Consider the following 14,926-nt stretch of genomic DNA (forward strand, 5'->3'; position numbering starts at 1 on the left):
TAGTGAAGCCTCCCCCGATCCTTGTACCTTTGACCTAAACAGCTCCGTTTTACCTATCATGCATGAATAGCCGCCTGAAGTTTCTGGTTCACCCGCGCTTTGTCTTGATTCTCTATGTGGTCCTGACGATTATCGTCAGTTTCCAGCATTACCTCAAGGGGACTTATAACAACTACCTGATTTTTGTAAAGCCGTTCTTCAACCTGCTGGAAGGCAAAAATCTGTACCTCGAGTACCCCGAGTACTATTACGATACCTACAAATACAGCCCCACCTTCGCCTTATTCATGGGCCTGTTTGCTTATATGCCCAACTGGCTGGGCTTGCTTAGCTGGAATGCGCTGAACAACGCGGTGCTCTACACGGCTGGCCGGCGCCTTTTCCCCGATCAGCGGCGCCAGATCTGGTTTCTGCTGCTGGTAGTGGTGGATATGATGACTGCCCTGCACAACAGCCAGGCCAACTGCCTGCTCGTGGGCCTCATGCTCTGGACGTACATCAACCTGGAGAAAGGCAATAACCGCTGGGCCGCGCTGTGCGTGGCGCTGGCCGCGCTTATCAAGGTGTATGGCATCGGCATCGGGCTGATTTTCCTGTTCTACCCAGGCTTTATCCGCAACGGATTCTGGATTGCTGCCTGGATGCTGCTGCTCGCGTTTTCGCCGCTGCTGGTGGTGTCGTGGCCCGAGTTTCAGATGATTTACACCGGTTGGTACAATATTGTGCGTGAGTCAGCTACGGGTATTCAGCTTTCCCTGATGGGCGTGCTCGAAGCCTGGTTTGGCGTAGCACGCGAAGCCAAAGGCCTGGTACAAGGCATCGGCATGGCGCTGCTGCTGCTGCCACTGGTGTACTGGCGGCATTGGCAGGAAACGGATTACCGGCGGCTGTACGTGGCTTCTATTCTGATTTTTGTGGTGATTTTCAACCAGATGGCCGAGTCGCCGACGTTCATTATTGCCACCGCTGGCTTTATGTTCTGGTTTATCTGCTACCACCGCAGCCTGCGCTGGCACTGGGCGCTGTTTGCGTTTGTATTCGTCTTCACTACCCTCTCTGCGACCGACTTAGTGCCGCCTTCCATCCGCCACGCCTACTTCGATGTGTACAAGCTCAAAGCCGTACCCATGATTGTGGCCTGGCTGGTTATTCAGGGGCAGTTGCTGCGGTATCCGGCCTGGCGCCAGCGCCTGCAGGAAGCTGAGCAGAGTGTTGCCGCCGAGCAATCACTAGCCATTGCCTAACCCCAAACTGCTCACAAAAACCAACTCCCTGCACCAGTCCAGAAGCTTCGGCGTCCGGGCAGGTGCAGGGAGTTGGTGGTTAAGGTGAGCCTAGTAAGGAGGAGCTCGCAAGCAGTTGAACGGCGGAGCAGGGGTAGTGAAGAGTTGCTCTCTGCTACCCTACTAGCGGTTAAAACTCCCGAATTACGTCCTCGATGATGTCACAAGCCTCATGGAGCTGCTCTTCCGTGATAACCAGCGGCGGAGCAAACCGAATAATGTCGCCATGAGTAGGCTTGGCCAGCACGCCACGCTCCATTAGGGTCACGCACACGTCCCAGGCGGTGCGGCCATCGGCGTGCGGCTTAATTACTACGGCATTGAGCAGGCCTTTACCGCGCACCAGCTCCACCACCTCAGGGCGCTGCTGCTGCACCCGGCGCATCCGCTCCCGGAATACCTCGCCCAGGGCCCGGGCATTAGCCGTCAGCTTTTCATCAATGAGTACATCCAGCGCGGCGCGCAGTACTACCGAAGCCAGCGGGTTGCCCCCGAACGTGGAGCCGTGCTGGCCGGGCTGAATGGTAAGCATGATTTCGTTGCGCGAGAGTACCGCCGAAACGGGTAACACACCGCCGCTCAAGGCCTTGCCCAAAATCAGGATGTCGGCGTGTACGCCCTCGTAGCACACAGCCAGCAGCTCGCCGGTGCGGCCCAGGCCCGTCTGAATTTCATCGGCAATAAACAGCACATTGTGGGCTTTGCAGATGGCAGCTGCATGGGCCAAGTAGCCTTCTGAAGGCACCATCACGCCGGCTTCGCCCTGAATGGGCTCTACCAAAAAGCCGCATACGTGCGGGTTCTTCACGGCTTCCTCTAGGGCTGCCAGGTCATCGTAGGGTACTACCTGGTAGCCAGGGGTATAGGGGCCAAAGCCGCCGGTTGAATCGGGGTCGGTGCTGAAGGAGATGATGCCAGTGGTGCGGCCGTGGAAGTTGTGCTCCGCTACCACAATCACGGCTTGGTTTGGGGCAATGCCTTTCTCCTGATAACCCCACTTGCGCGCCAGTTTCAGGGCCGTTTCTACAGCTTCGGCACCCGAGTTCATGAGCAGGGCTTTGTCGTAGTTGAACAGCTCACAGATCTGTTTTTCAGCCGGACCGAGTTGGTCGTTAAAAAACGCGCGGGAAGTAAGCGTAAGCTTTTGGGCCTGCTCCGTAAGCGCCCCAATGATGCGGGGGTGGCAATGGCCTTGGTTTACAGCCGAATATGCCGATAGAAAATCATAGTAATGCTTGCCATCTACGTCCCACAGATGCACGCCTTCGCCCCGGCTCAGCACCACGGGCAGCGGGTGGTAGTTGTGGGCGCCGTAGTGGTCTTCCAGTGCCATCAGCTCCTGGCTGCGGCCGTGTATAGTAGTGGAGGTAGCAGAGTGGGTGGTTTCCATAGGGTGGGATGGTTGCAGTGGAAGATTCAGCAAGTCAAAAGTACGCAAAAAGGTTAGAGCCCGGTTAAGCCTGGCCGGAGCTGAGCTCCACCATGGCGTAGCTGGCTGCAAGTGGTGGGGTTGAAAAAAAATGCCTGGAAACCAGCTACATGCATACCGTAGCTCTGCTAGGCCAAAGCCCGCAGACCAAGTGCGCAGTGCGTCAGAGGTAAGGTAGTACAGACCGGGGCAGTAGGAGCTGTTGCGATTTAGGCCAGTAGGCACCCTAGTCCTCCAGCGTTGCCAAGCGTTCTTCTAAGTCCAGAAACTTACCGAGGTAGTTACCTTCTTCTGCGCCCTGGGGCCGGATTACGGTCCAATCCAGCACTACCGTTTCATCTAACTCAACTGGCGCTACGGCGCTGGTGCTGCGGCTATTGGCAGCAGCCAGGCGCACAATTCGGCCACTGATGAGGCCTTGCTGCCACGTGTCTACCAATATCAATACCGGCTCGGGGGTAGCGGCTTCGTTCAGCACCTTTGCTGTCAGATAGAGCCTAGTACCCGCCGGCAACCCCTGCTGAAAGCGCTGCCTAACTTGCGGCAACGTGCGGCGGGCTTCCTTCAGGGGCAAGGCTGGCACCGGCTCAGCCAGTCGGGCCAGCTGCCGCACCAACTGCAGAATGCCCGCATTATCGGTCGGCTGGGCCCAGGCGGTGCTCACCGGCAACCAAGCTACAAGAAAACAGAAGAGAAAGCGCATACGCGAGGAAGTAGCAGTGCCGTGCGAATAGCCCTGAATAGAGATATACAAATAAAGGGCGTCCCGGGTTTTCGTTGGCCGTAGCTCCGGCGCCAGGGTGTATCTTGCGGCTTCATCTACTGCTCGCTCTGTGGCCCAATCTGCTCCGCAACCGCTCCAGCCCGGTGACTACTACTTCACGCCGGAAGGGTATATGGTATTCACTGAGCAGTACCACTTGCGGCGGGGCAGTTGCTGCGGAAATGGTTGCCGCCATTGCCCTTGGCAGGCCGCCCGGAATAAAAAGAAGGCCCCTAGGGCCCCTGAAAATGGCTAACCTGCTATTTTTCAGGTGTTGGATTTGATTTGCTCGAACAAATACCGATATTTGCGTCCCTTTTTCTAGCATTGAAACCTTAAGCTCCTGATATCATGGCCCGAGTTTGTGATCTGACCGGCAAGCGTACCCGCGTAGGCAACAACGTTTCGCACGCCAACAACAAAACCAAGCGCAAGTTCTACCCGAACCTGCAGAAGAAGCGTTTCTACATTCCTGAGCAAGACGCCTGGGTTACGTTGAAAGTTGCCGCCAGCACTATCCGTACTATCAACAAGAACGGCATCATGTCGGTATTGAAGAAGGCGAAAGAGCAGGGCTTCATCGTTTACTAGTACTTCGTTTCTTTTCAGAAACAAAGTGAGTTTCAGCGCGAAGCTTCCGCGACGTGCAGGGTTTGGTAAGGTTCCGATACGGAGCTTTTCGGCGCTGCGCATTGTGGAAGCTTCGCGCTGTTTCTGTGTTGCCCGCCGCTGGCAGTAGGTTCCGTCCGGCTTTTTTCGCAAGTTGAGGCCTAGCTCTGCTTTCAGCGGCAACGTTGTGGGCGGGTTGCTGTCCTTGCCTGTGCTATGACCCCACTTCTGCTGAACTCTGCCCGACTGCTCCTGCTGGCCGGATTGCTGACTGCCACCCCCGATGCGCAGGCCCAGCGTGCGGCCGGTCCCGACCGGCCCGCCGACTTCTTGTCGCCCTCTTTCCATAAGCAGCGGCGCGAGCTGCTCCGGCAAGCGTTGCCGGCCCGCTCGGTGGCAGTATTGTTCGCGGCCCCCGTCCGGAACCGGGCCAATGATGTGGACTTTACCTATCATCAGAACCCCGACTTTTACTACCTCACCGGCTACGATGAACCGGAGGCAGTGCTGGTTCTGTTTAAAGAGCCACAGACTATTAAAGGCCAGGCTGGCGTAACGGAAGCACTGTTTGTGCAGCCCCGCGACGCACGCGCCGAGCAGTGGACCGGTCGCCGCTTGGGCACCGAAGGCACCAAGCAGCAGTTGCAGGTGCAGTTTGTGGCCGACAACAAGGAGTTTGCCGCGGCCGGAATTAAGTGGGCCGATTTTGCAGAGGTTGCCTACCTACCGCTCCCGGCCGATGTGCGCAACGATGCCCGCAACCCCGCGGACTTGTATGACCTGGTGGCCACGTTCCGGCAGCAAGCTACCTTGCCGCCCGACATGGACCCGGCCGTGGCGCAGGCCCACCAGATGATTCAGCAATACGGCCTGAGTGGCGCTGAGCGGCTGCGCACCTTCCTGCAGGAAACCGCCAAAACGAATGCCAGCGCGGCACAGGATACCTATATTCAAACTTATCTGGCAGCCAAAACTGATGCGGAGCGGCAAAAGGCCGTGGCCGGCAAGCCCACCAGTCGCTTCAATACTACTGCCCTCGATGACGCCCTAGACCAGTTGCGGGAAATAAAAACGCCCGAAGAGCTGGCGCTGCTCCGCCGGGCCGTGCGCATCAGTGCCATGGGGCAACAAGAGGTGATGAAAGCTACCCGCCCCGAAATGGGCGAGATGGAACTGCAGGGCCTGCACGAGTACGTGTACAAAAAATATGGCGCCGAGTTTGAGGGCTACCCTAGCATAGTAGGGGCTGGCAACAACGCCTGCATTCTGCACTACACCCAAAACGACAAGCCGCAGGTGAAAAACGACCTGCTGCTAATGGATTGCGGCGCTGAATACCACGGCTACACCGCCGACGTAACCCGCACCATTCCGCCCTCCGGCAAATTCACCCCAGCCCAACAGCAGATCTATGAGTTAGTATTGGCAGCTCAGGAAGCAGGTTTTGCGGCTTGCAAGCCCGGCAATGAGTTTCAGGCGCCCAACAAAGCCGCCCAAAAGGTGGTGGCTGATGGGCTGTTAAAGCTCGGTATCATAAAAAAGCCTGAGGAGGCGCGCATGTACTTTCCGCACGGTACTAGTCACTATTTAGGCCTTGATGTGCACGACCGGGGTAGCTACAAACCGCTGCAGGCGGGCACCGTCATCACGGTGGAGCCCGGAATTTATATCCCGGAAGGCAGTCCCTGCGACAAAAAGTGGTGGAACATTGGTGTGCGCATTGAGGATGATGTACTGATTACGGCCCAGGGCTACGAAAACCTCTCGCGGGAAGCCCCGCGCACCGTTGCCGAAATAGAAAGCATGATGGCCAAACCTAGCGCCCTCGACGATTTTAAGCTGCCTCAGTTGAAATAACACGGCTCAGATAACTGCGCTAGCCGCCGTTGCCGCACTGCACACAGCATCTCTCTGCTCTTTTGCTAGGTTACCAGAGTAACTAAAGCGCTGGGCGGAAAGATGCTGTGTTGTTATGTACGCAAAACGGGTTTTCGCTAACCGTAAAGAAGATGGCGTTCATTAAGATGTTGGAGATGAATGTTTATTATATTAGATTTAGTTAATAATCATTTGCACTAACGCTATCGGCCGGAGTAGCTGGTGGGGTGCTGGTACGTATGGGGCAGCTGCTCATAGTACCGAGAGGGGCTGGAAGTAGCAGACGCAGCCCGGAGCCTGACTGCTCGGAGATTTTCTATCCCCTCATCTCTGTTTTCCTGGTAACAATGCATGTTCTTCCTGCTTTCCAACCGCGCCACTGGGTGCGGGCTGGGCTGGCGGTGCTCCTACTGAGCAGCCTCTCGCTTAGTGCTTGCAACGATGATGACGACAACCAGCCCGACCCCACCACTACGTATGGGGATACGGTAACCATCGGGAATGGCTCAGCCCGGAGCTTTATCACTACCTCACCTGATGGCGCGCCTACTGAGGTAGGCATGCGCATAACCGAAGCCGGCCTGACCGGGCTGCCCACCACCGATACCAATCCGCCCGCCTGGTATATGCTGCCGCTGCCGGCTACCGCCGCCAAGATTCCTTTCAACCATGTTTCCTTCGACTGGAACCCCCACGGCCACGACCCCGCTCAGATATACGACTCGCCCCACTTCGACGTGCACTTCTATACCATGCCGATGAATGAGCGCATGCAAATTGCGCCTAACGACCCCAAAGGAGAAATTGCGCCCGAAAGCAAGTACATACCCACCGGGTATGTGGCCGGCCCGGGGGTAGTACCCATGATGGGCAAGCACTGGATAAACCCAGCGGGGCATGAGTTTCATGGCGAGCAGTTCACCCAAACCCTTATTTACGGCTCGTATAATGGCAACGTCACGTTCATTGAGCCGATGATAACGCTAGCCTATCTGCAAAGCAAAACCACCGAAACCTTCGACTTACCCCAGCCGCAAGCCGTAGCCCAAACCGGCCTCTACTATCCTACAAAATACACGATCGGCTACGATGCTGCGGCTAAGGAATACACCGTTAAGCTGCACAATATGGTATTGCGCTGAGTCCTGCTAGGCCTGCTATGTGGGCAAAGCATAAAGCCCAGTCCTGCACTGTCGGGGCTGGGTTTGGGCCTAGCCAAGGGCTAGTACGGAAGGTAGTACCGGGCGCTATGGATAATAATTGGCCGGTAAAGCACAGTTTTATTGGGAATGTCATTGACTGTTTGGCAATTCCAAAAAGGGTTGTACCTTTGCAGTCCTTAATACCAAAAAACCCCCGTCGAGATGGCTAAGAAAGGCAACCGGGTGCAGGTAATCCTTGAATGCACTGAGCATAAGAACTCGGGGCAGCCGGGCACCTCGCGCTACATCACCACCAAGAACCGTAAGAACACTCCTGAGCGCATTGAGCTGAAGAAGTTCAACTCCGTGCTCAAGAAGATGACCGTTCACAAGGAAATCAAGTAACTGAGCAATGGCTAAGAAAGTAGTAGCAACCCTGAAAACCGCTGGCGGCAAGGACTGGGCAAAAGTCATCCGTGCTGTGAAATCGGAGAAAACCGGCGCTTACACCTTCCGCGAAGAGATGGTGCCCGTTGACAAAGTGCAGGAGTACATTTCCTCCGGCGTTAAGTAAGTCGGCGCCTCTGTGGCATTCCTACCGAAGTGAAGAAGTCCCGCCTGCGTGGGACTTTTTTGCGTGTTGGGGGCTAGCGAGCTTTGGATCTTGGGGTCTGAGGTTTCAGGCGCCATCCATGCAGGCTCTTATTGCAAATACATAGCGGCTCTTCTCATCCAGTCCCCAAGACCCTAAGACTCTAAAACCCAGTATGGGACTTTTCGATTTTTTCAAGAAGGATAAGGAAAGCAAGGAGCAGCAGCAAGCCCTTGATGAGGGGTTGCAGAAAACCAAAACCAACTTCTTTGATCAGCTCAGCAAAGCAGTAGTCGGCAAAAGTACCGTCGATGAAGCCGTGCTCGACGACCTGGAAACACTGTTGGTGCACGCCGACGTGGGCATTGATACCACCGTGAAGGTGATTGACCGCATTGAGAAGCGTGTGGCCCGCGACAAATACGTGAGCACCTCGGAGCTGGACCGCATCTTGCGCGAGGAAATAATAGACCTGCTAGACCGCAACAGCGGCGCAACCGGCTCCCGCGCCATCCTCGACCGGCCTGATAATACCGGCCAGCCCTTCGTGATTATGGTAGTGGGTGTGAACGGGGTAGGCAAAACTACTACCATCGGAAAACTGGCGCACCGCTTCCACTCAGCCGGCAAAAAAGTAGTACTGGGCGCCGCCGATACGTTCCGAGCCGCGGCTGTAGACCAGCTCATCATCTGGGGACAGCGCGTGGGCGTACCGGTAATTTCGCACGGCATGAACACCGACCCCGCTTCCGTAGCCTACGATGCCGTGCAGAAGGGCGTAGAAATGGGCGCCGATGTCGTGATTATAGACACCGCCGGCCGCCTGCACAACAAGGTGAACCTGATGAACGAGCTGAGCAAGATCAAGCGCGTGATGCAGAAGGTAATTCCGGATGCGCCGCACGAAGTGTTGCTGGTTCTTGATGGCAGTACCGGCCAGAACGCCTTCCTGCAAGCCAAGGAGTTTACCAAAGCCACCGAAGTATCGGCCCTGGCCATCACCAAGCTCGACGGCACTGCAAAAGGCGGCGTGGTTATCGGTATCAGCGACCAGCTACAGGTGCCCGTGCGCTACATTGGCGTGGGTGAGAAAATGACTGACTTACAGCTTTTCGACCGCGCTACCTTCGTAAACTCGCTGTTTAAGAAGTAACTGCGCATCGCAAAAGACTAGCTTTCAAATCCTCCTGAACCTTAGGGTGCAGGAGGATTTGTGATTTTTGGGTACCTAGCAGACAACGCTTTTTGGCCCGCTGGCATCCTAAGAATATGCAAGCAACTACTACCCTGGCTGCGCCAGCACCGCCTGTGCCACTCAATGCGTTTCTGAGTCAGAAACTACGGTTTTGGTCGTTGGTAGCCATGGTGCTGCTGGTGTACGTGCACGCCTACAACCTGCACTCCCGTTACCTGCAGCCCTGGACGCCCGTTGATGAGCCCTTATCAGCGGGTACATGGCTGCAGTACTTCCTGGCTAATGGGGTGTTGCGCTTCCGCATCCCGATTCTGTTTGCCATTTCCGGTTACTTGTTTGCCCACCACGAGGGGAGCGCGCCCCATACGGTGCGGGTGAAGCGCCGGGTCCGGACGCTGCTGGTGCCGTATGTGTTGTGGTGCACTGTGGGCCTGGGCCTAACCTGGGCCATGGAGCAGTTTCCGGCCACGCGGCAGCTCGTGCTCGATGCCGCACTCAGCCCATTTGGCCCGCAAAACCCCCTAGTAAGCAACTACAGCCCCGGCGAGTTGCTACTGCGGTGGCTCCTGATTCCAGTGCCGTTTCAGCTGTGGTTTTTGCGCAGTTTGCTGGTATATAACCTGGCCTACCCCTGGATGCGTCGGGCCCTGGAACGGGCCCCGAAAGTGTATTTTGGAATTGCTGGGCTGATGTGGCTAATGGAGTTCGGAATACCTCCTTTTTTTGAGGGAACCGGCTTGGTGTTTTTTGCGCTGGGTGTGCTATTGCGCAAACGTGAGACGGATGTCCTGACTCCTCCGCGGTGGTTTAAGGCCGGCTTGCTGCTAGCCGTGTGGCTAGGGCTGTTGGCCATCAAAACCTGGATGGCCTTTCATTTCGAGCAGCCGCCCTTTATCCCGATGCTTTTGCTGCACAAATCGGCGGAGGCGTTGGGCGTGGTGCTCATGTGGTTTGGGGCCGATGGGCTGGTAAGCGTGGCTATGCGCCAACGGTGGTTTGTGTGGCTTACGGGCTTCTCATTTATGATTTACGGCCTGCACGTGCCGCTGGTAAACTACGCTACGGAAGCGGCTTTGCGCCTCTGGCCGGGCCAAAACCTGGCTGTATACCTCATGCTGCCCTTGCTGATTGTGCTGATAGCGGTAGTACTAGGTGCCCTGTTGCGGCGAACCGTGCCGGGCGTGTACAGTGCCCTGACGGGCGGGCGTGGGTTGTAGCGGGTTGGCGAGGTCGGAGGGGCTAGTATTTACCGAGCCCATCAGTTCAGCCTTTGGAACGTTCACCTTAGGAAAAGGCGTTGCCGAGTTCGTACCTTTGCGGTCCAAAATTCGCCGCGAGCCGTAGCGGGCAACTTTCTCACTCAGAAGAAATTGCCCGGCCGCCCGCCAACACACGCAGCATGAAAGTTAGAAGCCAGCAGGCCAATAAAGTGAACGTCATCACCCTCGGGTGTTCCAAAAACCTCGTCGACTCAGAAGTGCTGATGGGCCAGCTCCGTGCCAATCAGTTTGATGTAACGCACGAAGCCGACAAGAGCGACGCCAACATCGTTATCATCAATACCTGCGGTTTTATTGATAACGCCAAGCAGGAAAGCATCGACACTATTCTGCGCTACGCCGATGAAAAGATGGCGGGCAAGCTGGACAAGCTGTACGTAACCGGCTGCCTCTCTCAGCGTTACAAAGATGACCTGGAGCAGGAAATTCCGCAGGTAGATGCTTACTTCGGCACCTTGGAGCTACCGCAGCTGATGAAGACGCTGGAGGCCGACTACAAGCACGAGCTGATCGGCGAGCGGCTGCTCACTACCCCGTCGCACTACGCCTACTTCAAAATTGCGGAGGGCTGCAACCGCCCTTGCTCGTTCTGCGCCATTCCCCTGATGCGTGGCAAACACCAAGATCGTCCTATCGAGGACCTGGTAAAAGAAGCCACTCGCTTGGCTTCTATGGGCACTAAAGAACTGATTCTGATTGCGCAGGACTTGACCTACTATGGCCTGCAGCACTACGGCGAGCGGAAGCTGGCCGACCTGATGCGCCACCTCTCCGACGTGCCCGGCATCGACTGGATTCGGTTGCAATATGCCTACCCCTCGCAGTTCCCGATGGATGCCCTGGACGTGATGAACGAACGGGAAAACATCTGCAAGTACCTGGATATGCCCCTGCAGCATATTTCTGATAACATGTTGAAAACCATGCGCCGCGGCATCAGTAAGCGCCGCACGGTGGAGCTGGTAGATACCATTCGGCAGCGCGTGCCCAACATTGCCCTGCGTACCACGCTTATTGCCGGCCACCCCGGCGAAACCCAGCAGGATTTCGAAGACCTCTACAACTTTGTGGAGGAAACGCGCTTCGACCGTCTGGGCATCTTCACCTACTCGCACGAGGACAACACGCACTCCTTCACGCTGCCCGACGATGTGCCGGCCGAGGTAAAGCAGGACCGTGCCGACCAGATTATGGAGTTGCAGCAGGGCATTTCGATGGAGCTGAACGAGGAGAAAGTAGGCCAGACGTACAAAGTGCTCTTCGACCGCAAGGAAAGCGGCTACTTTGTGGGCCGTACCCAGTTCGACTCGCCCGAAGTAGACAATGAAGTGCTGGTGCCTGCCACCAAAGATACCTACGTCCGCCTCGGCGACTTTGCCCAGGTGCAGATTATCGAAGCTTCGGACTTTGACCTGTACGGCAAGCTAGTATAGCGGTAAAGCAAGGTGCATTAGTGATTGGCTGTCAGTGGAATGAATTTCCGCTGGCAGCCAATTTTGTTTGTGTGTACTAGGTGCCCGATGAGCTGAAACCCATTAACGCTGGGCTCAAAAACAGGAGCTAAGAAAATACCCAGTTACTTTGTAGTCGCTGGCCGGTTATAGCCGGATTATTCCCTTTCGTATGCCCGTCACGACCTTGCGCTACGCCGATACCGGCGCGTTTTCCCCTCTGCTTACCGATTACCTGGCCCGCCACGAAGCTCTAGCGCCCTTTTACCACCGCTTTCCAGAGCTGGATGCTTTTCAGGCGCAACTACAGGAGAAGCAGGCCAGCTATACCCCCGAAGCCCGGCAGCGGCTGGTAACTGCCTTACGCGAGCAATATGCCACGTTGCCCTCGGTGCACCCGGCGGTGCAAGCCAACCTGGCCCTGCTGGAAAAGGACACTACCTTCACTATTACCACTGGTCACCAGCTCAACCTGCTCACGGGCCCGCTGTACTTCATTTATAAGATTGTAACGGCAGTGAAGCTGAGCCGTCAGCTCAAAGAAAAGTATCCGCAGTACGATTTCGTGCCGGTGTACTGGATGGCCTCTGAAGACCACGACTTCGCCGAAATCAACCACTTCAACCTGTTTGGGAAGCAATACGAGTGGAACGCCGCCGAAACGGGCGGCCCAGTAGGCAGGCTGAAGCTGGACGGGTTTAAGGAGCAGCTACTCGACCAGCTGCCCGCCGATGTGCCCGCCTTGTTCCGCACCGCTTATCAGGAAACTGATACCCTAGCCGCTGCCACCCGCCGCCTCACCCATGACTTATTCGGGGAGCTAGGGCTAGTAAGCCTAGATGCCGATGCGCCTGCACTCAAGCAGGCCTTGGTGCCGGTGCTGGAAAAAGAAATTCAGGAGCAAGCCTCCAACCGTGCCGTGCAGGCTGCCAATGCCCAGCTGGAAGCCGCCGGCTACAAGCCCCAAGTGTATTCACGCCCGCTCAACCTGTTTTTCCTGACTGATGGGGGCAAACGGGAACGGCTGGAATACGATGCCGCCCAAGATTGCGTGCAGATTACAGTGCGCAACACTGGGCGCTGCCACAGTCAGCAGGAACTGCTGGAGCTGGCCCGCCAGCACCCCGAGCAGTTCAGCCCGAACGTAGTGCTGCGTCCGCTGTACCAGGAGTTGTTGTTGCCGAACCTCTGCTACATTGGGGGCGGGGCCGAAGTAGCCTACTGGTTTCAACTGAAAGGCGTATTCGAGGAAAATGGTGTTCCATTTCCCATTCTGTTGCCCCGTAATTCGGCCCAATACATTGGCAAGGCCAACGCTGGTAAGCTGCGCAAACTGGGCCTGACTTCCACCGATATTTTCCGGCCCCTGCCGGAGCTTAAGAAGCAGGTAGGCGCCACCTTAGGCCAAGAGGAGGTGAGCCTGAAAGAGCAACAGCAGCAGCTAGCTGCCGCCTTTCAGGCCGTATCCGACCTAGCCCAACGCCTCGATCCAACCCTCGTGAAAACGGTGGCGGCTGAGCAGCAAAAAGTAAGCGGTATTGTAACAGGCCTGGAAAAGCGCCTAAGCAAAGCCGCCGAAGCCAAGCACGAAACTGCCTACAGCCAGCTCACAGCCCTCAAAGATAAGCTCATGCCCGGCGGCCACCTCCAAGAGCGCACCGACAACGTTCTGAGCATTCTCATCAACAATCCGCAGTTTATTCAGCAGCTTGTGGAGGCCTTCGACCCATTGGCGCTGGAGTTCACGGTGCTGGAAGAGGAGTAAGCGCCCGCCGCGTTTCCTGAAAATATTGTCTTACTTCACAACGGCCCGCTTCTACCTGATGCGGGCCGTTTCTTTGCTCGCTCCTTATGCTCAAAGCCGACCTTCGTCGCCAAGCCCTAGCTCACCGGCGTGCCCTACCCGATGAGGAACTAGCGCGCCGCAGTACTGCGCTGTGGCAGCAGTTGCGGCAGGAGTTTGACCTAGCAAGCTGGCGGTGGCTGCACGTGTTTCTGCCCATTCCGCAGCACAAGGAGCCCGATACCTGGGCCCTGATTCGGCAGGTGTGGGCGGAGGTGCCCGGTTTGCAACTCGCCGTGCCCGTGGTGCAGCCCGATGGCCAAACGCTTCGGCACTATCACTTGACCGCCGCCACCCACCTAGTAACCAACCGCTGGGGCATACCCGAGCCGATGGACGCCACGGAGGTTGCACCCGCGCAGCTGGATGCCGTGCTGATTCCACTGCTGGCTTTTGATGAATCCGGCCACCGGGTAGGCTACGGTAAAGGCTTCTACGACCACTTCCTAGGTCAGTGCCGGCCAGAAACCGTGCGTATTGGCGTGAGCCTGGAGTCGCCGGTGCCGCGTATTACCGATGCCTGGGAAGGGGATGTGCGCCTGCATGCCTGCCTCACGCCGGAGCAGGTGTGGCGGTTTGAAAGCTGAAGCAGCCTAGTGAGAAAGAGTATATAGCGTAACAGCAATAACTCCAAGGAGCGGCCCGTTAGGTGGAAAAGAGTCACAAGATTCACCTCAACCACCACACTGTTATGGCCGACATTCAAGCATCTCCGGTTACGCGCGGCGGCAAGCCCCGTGCGAAGAAACATGCCTTCCGCCTTGATATGACGCCCATGGTAGACCTGGCGTTTCTGCTGCTGACTTTTTTCATGCTCACGACCACCTTCAACAAGCCTTCCGTGATGGATCTGCAGATGCCGGTGCAGGATGCTGCCAAGCAAAAAAGCCCCGTTTCTGATAAGAAAGCACTCACCTTGATTTTGGGCAAAGGAGGCCAGGTACACTACTTCTTCGGGCTGAATGAAGCGGGAAATGCTGCCAAAGCCGCTGCCACGAAGTTGTTCACTACTAACTTTAGCGCAAGCGGTTTGCGGCAGGTACTTCTGAAGCGCCAGCAGCAACAGCCAGCGCCCATCGTGCTGATCAAAACGGGCCCGGGCGCTACTTACCAGGATTTGGTGAATGCATTGGATGAGATGAACATCACGGACCAGAAAAAATATGCGCTAACTGAGTTAGACCTCGCCGATCGGCAGTTGCTCGCCAGTCGGAACTTGTAGTGTAAGCCGCTACCCGTAAATAAGCAGAAGGCCGAACCTGTACCCCAGGTTCGGCCTTCTGCTTATTTACGGGTAGTGTTTCCTACGTTGGGTTCACTATTGGCCTGACCCTGAGTGTCAGTGGCTTTTTTGCGGGCAGTGGATGGGCGGGTGTTCTGGCGCTGAGCCGCCAGCACATCGGCCAGAGTAGATAAATTAGCTTTCATGGAGTAGTAAAAGGAAGGATTACAACAACATGC

The 14,926-nt window shown here is 56.4% G+C and carries 16 protein-coding genes; 13 read left to right on the forward strand and 3 right to left on the reverse strand.

Going from position 1 to position 14,926, the window contains the following annotated elements:
* Positions 1-62 precede the first annotated feature (62 nt).
* Positions 63-1,244 (forward strand): glycosyltransferase family 87 protein, encoded by a 1,182-nt coding sequence (locus ACYVHC_RS09325; RefSeq protein WP_460613425.1) that lies wholly within the window; start codon positions 63-65, stop codon positions 1,242-1,244.
* Positions 1,245-1,413: 169 nt separating this feature from the next.
* On the opposite strand, the gene rocD is transcribed toward ACYVHC_RS09325, so the two are convergent.
* Complete coding sequence (rocD, locus tag ACYVHC_RS09330; RefSeq protein WP_460613426.1) at positions 1,414-2,673, reverse strand: ornithine aminotransferase; 1,260 nt, start codon at positions 2,671-2,673, stop codon at positions 1,414-1,416.
* A gap of 265 nt (positions 2,674-2,938) precedes the next feature.
* Positions 2,939-3,415, reverse strand: coding sequence for a hypothetical protein (locus ACYVHC_RS09335; protein ID WP_460613427.1), 477 nt, complete (start codon positions 3,413-3,415; stop codon positions 2,939-2,941).
* Between the two features lie 130 nt (positions 3,416-3,545).
* Between ACYVHC_RS09335 and ACYVHC_RS09340 the strand changes: the two genes are divergently transcribed.
* From ACYVHC_RS09340 to ACYVHC_RS09395, 12 genes are all read left to right on the forward strand, one after another.
* Positions 3,546-3,731: a DUF5522 domain-containing protein gene (locus ACYVHC_RS09340; protein WP_460613428.1), complete on the forward strand. Its 186-nt coding sequence runs from the start codon at positions 3,546-3,548 to the stop codon at positions 3,729-3,731.
* Between the two features lie 95 nt (positions 3,732-3,826).
* Positions 3,827-4,066 (forward strand): 50S ribosomal protein L28, encoded by a 240-nt coding sequence (gene rpmB / locus ACYVHC_RS09345; protein WP_110976335.1) that lies wholly within the window; start codon positions 3,827-3,829, stop codon positions 4,064-4,066.
* 234 nt (positions 4,067-4,300) lie between these two features.
* Positions 4,301-5,941 carry an aminopeptidase P family protein gene (locus tag ACYVHC_RS09350; protein WP_460613429.1) on the forward strand — a complete coding sequence of 547 codons (1,641 nt, stop codon included), beginning with the start codon at positions 4,301-4,303 and terminating at the stop codon, positions 5,939-5,941.
* Between the two features lie 368 nt (positions 5,942-6,309).
* Positions 6,310-7,104 carry a DUF5602 domain-containing protein gene (locus ACYVHC_RS09355; RefSeq protein WP_460613430.1) on the forward strand — a complete coding sequence of 265 codons (795 nt, stop codon included), beginning with the start codon at positions 6,310-6,312 and terminating at the stop codon, positions 7,102-7,104.
* 222 nt (positions 7,105-7,326) lie between these two features.
* Positions 7,327-7,509 (forward strand): 50S ribosomal protein L33, encoded by a 183-nt coding sequence (gene rpmG, locus ACYVHC_RS09360; protein ID WP_044510387.1) that lies wholly within the window; start codon positions 7,327-7,329, stop codon positions 7,507-7,509.
* Positions 7,510-7,516: 7 nt separating this feature from the next.
* Positions 7,517-7,678: a DUF4295 domain-containing protein gene (locus ACYVHC_RS09365; protein ID WP_460613431.1), complete on the forward strand. Its 162-nt coding sequence runs from the start codon at positions 7,517-7,519 to the stop codon at positions 7,676-7,678.
* Between the two features lie 193 nt (positions 7,679-7,871).
* Entirely contained in the window at positions 7,872-8,849 is a 978-nt protein-coding gene (gene ftsY, locus ACYVHC_RS09370; RefSeq protein WP_460613432.1) for a signal recognition particle-docking protein FtsY, read from the forward strand.
* Positions 8,850-8,965: 116 nt separating this feature from the next.
* Positions 8,966-10,108, forward strand: coding sequence for an acyltransferase family protein (locus tag ACYVHC_RS09375; protein ID WP_460613433.1), 1,143 nt, complete (start codon positions 8,966-8,968; stop codon positions 10,106-10,108).
* Positions 10,109-10,290: 182 nt separating this feature from the next.
* Positions 10,291-11,604 (forward strand): MiaB/RimO family radical SAM methylthiotransferase, encoded by a 1,314-nt coding sequence (gene rimO, locus ACYVHC_RS09380; protein ID WP_460613434.1) that lies wholly within the window; start codon positions 10,291-10,293, stop codon positions 11,602-11,604.
* A 190-nt stretch (positions 11,605-11,794) separates the two neighbouring features.
* A complete protein-coding gene (gene bshC / locus ACYVHC_RS09385; RefSeq protein WP_460613435.1) occupies positions 11,795-13,387 on the forward strand; it encodes a bacillithiol biosynthesis cysteine-adding enzyme BshC in 1,593 nt (530 codons plus the stop codon).
* 86 nt (positions 13,388-13,473) lie between these two features.
* Positions 13,474-14,052 carry a 5-formyltetrahydrofolate cyclo-ligase gene (locus tag ACYVHC_RS09390; RefSeq protein WP_460613436.1) on the forward strand — a complete coding sequence of 193 codons (579 nt, stop codon included), beginning with the start codon at positions 13,474-13,476 and terminating at the stop codon, positions 14,050-14,052.
* A gap of 104 nt (positions 14,053-14,156) precedes the next feature.
* Positions 14,157-14,687 carry an ExbD/TolR family protein gene (locus tag ACYVHC_RS09395; RefSeq protein ID WP_460613437.1) on the forward strand — a complete coding sequence of 177 codons (531 nt, stop codon included), beginning with the start codon at positions 14,157-14,159 and terminating at the stop codon, positions 14,685-14,687.
* A gap of 62 nt (positions 14,688-14,749) precedes the next feature.
* Here ACYVHC_RS09395 and ACYVHC_RS09400 read toward each other — a convergent pair whose 3' ends face one another.
* A complete protein-coding gene (locus ACYVHC_RS09400) occupies positions 14,750-14,893 on the reverse strand; it encodes a hypothetical protein (RefSeq protein WP_460613438.1) in 144 nt (47 codons plus the stop codon).
* Positions 14,894-14,926 lie beyond the last annotated feature (33 nt).

Source organism: Hymenobacter seoulensis (genome assembly GCF_054780535.1).